Annotated in this window: 6 protein-coding genes; all 6 read right to left on the reverse strand. The window is 73.0% G+C overall.

The window, feature by feature from the left end; translation table 11 throughout:
- Positions 1 to 204: 204 nt before the first annotated feature.
- The 6 genes from OG534_RS37620 to OG534_RS37645 all read right to left on the reverse strand — a co-directional run bounded on the left by OG534_RS37620 (position 205) and on the right by OG534_RS37645 (position 6,245).
- The gene (locus OG534_RS37620) at positions 205 to 1,470 is read right to left on the reverse strand and encodes an aminotransferase-like domain-containing protein (RefSeq protein ID WP_326594114.1); all 1,266 of its coding nucleotides are present in this window, start codon (positions 1,468 to 1,470) and stop codon (positions 205 to 207) included.
- Between the two features lie 80 nt (positions 1,471 to 1,550).
- Positions 1,551 to 1,769 (reverse strand): MbtH family protein, encoded by a 219-nt coding sequence (locus tag OG534_RS37625; protein WP_218783205.1) that lies wholly within the window; start codon positions 1,767 to 1,769, stop codon positions 1,551 to 1,553.
- 216 nt (positions 1,770 to 1,985) lie between these two features.
- On the reverse strand, positions 1,986 to 2,819 hold the full coding sequence (locus OG534_RS37630; RefSeq protein WP_326594118.1) for a thioesterase II family protein: 834 nt from the start codon (positions 2,817 to 2,819) through the stop codon (positions 1,986 to 1,988).
- Positions 2,816 to 3,802: an alpha-ketoacid dehydrogenase subunit beta gene (locus OG534_RS37635; protein WP_326594120.1), complete on the reverse strand. Its 987-nt coding sequence runs from the start codon at positions 3,800 to 3,802 to the stop codon at positions 2,816 to 2,818. Before OG534_RS37635 ends, OG534_RS37630 begins: the two co-directional genes overlap by 4 nt.
- Positions 3,802 to 4,851 (reverse strand): pyruvate dehydrogenase (acetyl-transferring) E1 component subunit alpha, encoded by a 1,050-nt coding sequence (pdhA, locus tag OG534_RS37640; RefSeq protein ID WP_398565007.1) that lies wholly within the window; start codon positions 4,849 to 4,851, stop codon positions 3,802 to 3,804. The genes OG534_RS37635 and pdhA overlap by 1 nt, the downstream gene beginning before the upstream one ends.
- Positions 4,848 to 6,245, reverse strand: a complete 1,398-nt coding sequence (locus OG534_RS37645; protein WP_326594121.1) for an enoyl-CoA hydratase/isomerase family protein — start codon at positions 6,243 to 6,245, stop codon at positions 4,848 to 4,850. Before OG534_RS37645 ends, pdhA begins: the two co-directional genes overlap by 4 nt.
- Positions 6,246 to 6,251 lie beyond the last annotated feature (6 nt).

Genomic DNA, 6,251 nt, shown 5'->3' on the forward strand with positions numbered 1-6,251 from the left:
GCCGCTTCCTCGGGGGCAGCGTCGTACTCCGGGCTTGCCGGGTCACCGCTGTGACGTGCGGTCACGAGTCTGCCGGGGGCCGTCCTCACGGCGCTGACAGTGCTGACAGGGGCCGGCGCGGCACGGAGGCGGCGGAGTGCATCGGCGAGGGCGTGGAGAAGGGCCCGCCCCGACGGGGGTGCGGGGCGGGCCCTAGGGGATGGATCAGTGGGTCCGGTCGGCGATGAACGCGGCGAGCCGGTCGAGGCCGCTGTCGATCTCGGCCGGTGTCAACACGCTGAACGACAGCCGCAGCTGCTCGGTGCCACCGGTGCCGGCGTAGAAGTGGTGCATCGGCGTCCACAGCACGCCGAAGCGGCGCGCGGAGTCGTCGAGGGCTGCGTCGTCCGCACGGAAGGGGACGGTGACCACGGCGAACAACCCGCCGGCCGGGGTGTTCCAGCGGACGCCGTGCGCCGGGTCGCCGAACCGCCGTGCGAGGCCGTCGAGCAGGGCGTGCCGGTTGCGCCGGTAGACGTTCGCCGCGGGTGCGCTGGCCCGTTCCATGCTGCACCCGTGTTCCAGCAGCAATCCGCCGATGGCGGCCTGCGCGACGGAGGAGGTGTTGAGCGTCAGCATGCTCTTGAGTTTGGCCAGCTGGTCGGCGAGGACGCCGCCCTCCCGGACGGGCTGGTCGGCGATGACGTAGCCGATCCGGGCGCCGGGGAAGGCGGTCTTGGCGAACGAGCCGAAGTAGACGACCCGGGCGCCACGGTCCAGCGACTTGAGGGTGGGTCGGCGCGGTACTCCGTCGTGGAACATCGAGTACGGGTTGTCCTCCAGCAGGAGGATGTCCTCGCGCTCGGCGATCCGCAGCAGGCGCTCCCGGTCGGCGACCGGCATGGCGGCGCCGCCGGGGTTGGCGAAGTCGGGGATCACGTAGCAGGCGCGCGGCTTGAGGCCGGCGGCGCGAGCCCGGCGGATCTGGTCCTCCAGGTCGTCGGGGTCGAGGCCGCCTGAGCCCTCCCGGACCTGCCGCACCGGCATCTCGACCAGCCGGGCGGCACCGGTGAAGCCGACGTACGTCGGGGCGGCGGCGAACACGACGTCCTGCGGGTCGCGCCGCAGCGCGCGCAGCACCAGGACCATCGCCTCTTGGCAGCCGGTGGTGACCACGATCGAGGCCGGATCCACCGTCAGCTGCTCGTCGACCGCGAGGTGGCGGGCGATCAGGTCGTTGATGATGCCCTTGGTGTGGCCGTACTGGAACAGGGCGCGGGTCACCTGGTCGGGGTCGAGGCCCTGCCCTGCCAGGTGGCGGGTGTAGGTCTCCAGGTAGCGGTGGAGCGCGGCCACCTGGTAGCTGCCCTCGAAGGGGCGGCCCGCCGCGAACGACACCGCCTGCGGGTACCGGCCGGTGATCTCGTTGAGCAGGGTCATCGAGGTCAGTGCGGGATCGGTCACCGACTCGTGGAGGTCGGCGGTGCTCATGACTCCCCCGGCCGGCGCCGACGCCGGCGCCGACGGACGCGGGGGGTCGAGGAGTCCGGCTGCCGGGCCGGGGGCGGCATTCACGCGGAGGCGCCGTTCATGGCGTCGACCAGGCTCTTGGGCCGCATGTCGGTCCAGAGTCCGGCGATCCGGTCGAGCGCGTCCTGGCGTCCGGTGGCCTGGACGGCGACCGTCCAACCAGCCGGAACCTCGGCGAACGACGGCCACAGCGAGTACTGGCCCTCGTGGTTGACGAGTACGAGATAGGTGGCCTCGGCGTCCTCGAACGGGTTGGTCATGATGCTCCTCGGATGGGTCGACGGATCGGTGGACCGGGCTCCGGGCCGGCCGGGCCGTGCGAACAGGGTCGGGTGCGGCGCTGTCAGCGCGCTGACGCCGTTGACACGGCTGCGGTGCGTGAGCGCTCCGCTGGTTGTCCTGTTGTGGAACCGCCGGCTGGTGGAGGCTGTTCGGTGCGGTACCGCGCCCTGCAGGGCGCGGTACCGCACCGGACTTCACTGTGCCGCCAGGGGCCGGCGGTCGCCTGCGGGCCTGTTGTGGCCGGTCGCGCGGTTCCCTGCGTCCCTGCCGCCCTCGGCCTCACCGGTGCCGGTCAGCCAGGTCAGGACGTCGGCGACGACCGGGTACGGGTCGGCGGCAGGGTGAAAGTGGTCGCCGGGAAAGGTCCGGTGGATGGTTCCGGCGGTGGTCGCGAGCCGCCAGCCCGCCGCTTCGGCCTCGGTCAGCTCGGGATCCTCCAGGCCACGGTGGGTCGTCACCGGGGCCCGGAGGACCGCGCCGGGCGCGGTCCGGTAGGTCTCGGCCAAGCGGTAGTCGGCACGGGCCGTGCGCAGCACGAGCTCGCGCAGGTCCGGGTGTTCGAGTACTTCGGGCGGTACTCCGCCGAGGCGGTCGAGTTCTGCCAGTACGGCGCGGTCGTCGCCGAGGTGGACGGTGCCGGGGCGCACCATGTGCGGTGCGGGCATCCCGGAGGCGGTCAGCCGGACCGCGGTATGTCCGCGGGCCTCCAGCCGGCGGGCGGTCTCGAACGCGGCGAGGGCGCCGAGGCTGTGTCCGTAGAGGGCGAACGGCCGGTCCAGCAGGGGCAGTGCAGCCTCGCAGGCGCGATCGGCGAGCCGGGCGAGGTCGTCGGCGAGTGGTTCGAGGAGGCGGTCGGCGTGCCCGGGGTACTCGACCGCGTGCAGTTCCACGTCGTCGGGCAGGAGGGCGTGCCACTGGCGGAAGGCGGCGGAAGAGCCGCCGCCGTGCGGGAAGCACAGCAGCCGGATCCGGGCGGCCGGCCGGGGGCGCAGGCAGCGGAACCAGGTGGCGGTGGGCTCGGTGCTCATGCCGGGACCGCCTCCCATTCCAGGGACGCCACCGCGTCCAGGATCCGGTCCACGCCGGGCAGGTAGTGGCGCTCCAGCAGCGGCGGCGGGTACGGCACGTCGAATCCGGTGACGCGGCGCACGGGTGCTTCCAGGTGGTAGAAGCAGCGTTCGGTGATCCGGGCGGCGATCTCGGCGCCCGGGCCGGCGAAGCCGTGTGCCTCGTGGACGACGACGGCGCGTCCGGTGCGGCGCACGCTGGCGCAGACCGTCGCGTCGTCGAGCGGCATCAGAGTCCGCAGGTCGATGACTTCGAGGTCCCAGCCGTGTTCGGCTGCGGCCTCGGCGGCTTCCAGCGCGGTGGTGACCGCGGGGCCGTAGGCGATGAGGGTGGCATGGGTGCCGTGCCGTCTGATGACCGCCGAGCCGAGCGGGCCGGTGTCCACCGGCAGTCCGATGGCCTCCTTGTGCCAGTACAGCCGCTTGGGTTCGAGGAAGACCACGGGGTCGGGGGAGGCTATGGAACGACGCAGCAGCGAGTACGCGTCGGCCGCGTTCGCCGGGGTGACGACCGTCAGTCCGGGGGTGGCCATGTAGTAGATCTCGGAGGAGTCGCTGTGGTGCTCGACGCCGCCGATGCCGCCGCCGTACGGGATGCGGATGGTCAGGGGGAGGCCGATGGCGCCGCGGGTGCGGTTGCGCAGTTTGGCGACGTGGCTGACGAGCTGTTCGAAGGCGGGGTAGGCGAAGGCGTCGAACTGCATCTCGACGATCGGGCGGTAGCCGTACATCGCCATGCCGACGGCGGTGCCCAAGATGGCCGATTCGGCGAGCGGGGTGTCGAAGCAGCGATCGTCGCCGAATTCGGCGGCCAGGCCGTCGGTGATCCGGAAGACGCCGCCGAGGGCGCCGATGTCCTCGCCGAACAGGATGGTCTTGGGGTCGTCGCGCAGGGCGTCGCGCAGGGCGGTGTTGAGCGCCTTGGCCATGGTGATCTCGGACATCAGTCCCCCTGTTCGTCCGCGGCCAGTTCGGCTGCCAGCCGCTCCGACTGCTCGCGCAGGTGGGGCGGGAGGTGGTGGTAAACGTGCCGGAACATCTGCATCGGGTCCCCCGTCGGCGGCTCCGAGAAGCGAGCGCTCAGTTCGGTGGCAAAGGCGTCGGCGGCCGCGGCAATCCCGTCTGCGGCGACGCGGTCGAGCACCCCGGCGGCCAGCAGGTCCCGTTCGAGGCGGTCGACCGGGTCCTGGGCGGCCCAGGCGTCGGCCTCCCCGGCGGGGCGGTAGCGGGTGTCGTCGTCGGCGTTGGTGTGCGCGTCGATCCGGTAGGTGACCGCCTCGATCAGGGTCGGTCCGTGGCCAGCCCGGGCCCGTTCGGCGGCGTCGTGGACGGCCTGGTACACCTGGAGAACGTCGTTGCCGTCGATCCGCACGCCGGGCATGCCGTAGCCGGCGGCCTTGTCGGCCAGGGTGCGGGCCGCGGTCTGCTTGGCGAGCGGGACGCTGATCGCGTACTGGTTGTTCTGGACCAGGAAGACGACGGGCGCGCGGCGGACGGCGGCGTAGTTGAGCGCCTCGTGGAAGTCGCCCTCGCTGGTGGCGCCGTCGCCGATGTAGGCGAGCGCCACGATCGGGTCGCCGGCCATTCGGGCGGCGTCGGCCAGCCCGGCGGCGTGCAGGCACTGGGTCGCCAGCGGGGTGCACTGGGGGGCGGTGTGCTCGGCCACCGGGTCGTATCCGCAGTGCTGGTCGCCCCGGAAAAGGGTGAGCACCTGCACCGGGTCGATCCCGCGGGTGAGCAGTGCGACGCTCTCCCGGTAGGTGGGGAACAGCCAGTCGGTGGGGCGGACGGCGAGCGCCGAGCCCACTTGGCAGGCTTCTTGGCCGCGGGAGGAAGGGTAGACGGCGAGCCGCCCCTGCCGGCTGAAGGCGGTGGCCTGCCGGTTGAAGGCGCGGCCGACCACCATGGCCCGGTACATGAGCAGCTGCCGGTCGGGCGGCACCTCGGCGGCGGCCGTGGCCGGAGCGGCGGTGGGTGCTTCGAGTACGGTCACCGCCGGCCACCCCCGCTGCGGGCGCGGCGGCTGATCCAGGTCCGCTCCAGGTTGGCCATGAGGTCCGGGCTGTACAGCCGGTAGGACTGTTCGAGGGCGTAGGCGGCCATGTAGCGGCGGAAGAGGTCCAGCGGCTCCTCGCCGAGGGTCATCATGCGGCGGTTGGCGGCGACGGCGGGGTTGTCGAGGTGCTGGGCGGCCCGCTCGACGGCGGCGTCCATGGCGTCGGCCGGGGCGGTCTCGTCGACGAGCAGTGCCGCGTCCGGGTCACCGGCGCGCAGCCGGTGGCCCCACAGGACGATCCGGCGGGCGGGCCGGCTGCCGGTCAGTGCGGTGAGTCGCAGATTGGCGACGCCGGGGACGAGCCCCTCCTCCATGGCGGGCAGGCTGAACCACGAGTCGTCGGCGGCCACCACCCGGTCGAGGGTGGGCAGGATCTGCATGCCGCCGCCGATCGCGAAGGAATCGACGGCACCCACCCACGGCTTGTCGGCCTGTGGCCACCAGCGCTCACCGCCCGCCTCGCCGTCCAGGCACAGGCCGCGGGTGAACTTCGCGATGTAGCCGATCTCGCGGCGCAGGAAGAAGCCGAGGAGGGAGATCTCGCCGTGGTAGAGGTGGGTGAGATTGATGCCAGCGCTGAACACCCGTCGGCCGCGGTAGGCGGAGTGCGACATCGGGGCGCCGCGCAGGACGCCGACCCGGCTCGCCTCGTCGAGCAGCACCAGGTCGGTGCCGGTCTCCAGGGCGGCGACGGCCGCGTCGTCCTCGGCGTTGAGGTAGGCGTCGTTGCACAGCTCGAGGTGGGCGATGCCGTCGCGGCGGGTGACGGTGGCGAGCTTCAGGTCGGCCCGGCCGGTGCGGCGGTACTCGGGGAGCGCGGCAAGGGCGTCGGGGGTGGGCCGCAGCATGGTGCACAGCAGGTGGGAGCCGGCCCGGGGGGAGTCGAGGACGGCGTGGAAGAAGATGCCGAGGTCGATTTCCCAGCCTTCCTTGTCGCGCTGGGCGAGCCGGGCGTCGGCGGCCAGCAGGTCGCGGCCGGGCACCAGCCCGGGGTAGCGGTCGGCGGCCAGCTCGGCGAGCCGGTCCAGGCGGGGGTGGCGGGTGTGGCCGTCCGTCAGCTCGGTGTAGACCTGCTCGGCGTGGCGGGCGAGGAAGTCCCGGCGCAGGGTGCGGGCGCCCCGGTGGAGGGTGTCGGCGGTGCGCTGCTGCTGCTCGGTCCGCTCGCGCCGGGTCGGCAGTTCGGTGATGCGGGCGGTGAGCGTGCGCAGCAGGCCGGTGGCTGTGTCGCGGTCGGCGGCGAAGTCGCCGGTCAGGGTGGTGTCGGCCACGTCCGGGGTGTGCGGGCGGGAAGTGGTGCCAGGCACGGCGCCGGCGATGAGGGTGGAAGGCAAGGGGGT

The sequence above is a fragment of the Streptomyces sp. NBC_01294 genome (assembly GCF_035917235.1).
Taxonomy (GTDB): domain Bacteria; phylum Actinomycetota; class Actinomycetes; order Streptomycetales; family Streptomycetaceae; genus Streptomyces; species Streptomyces caledonius.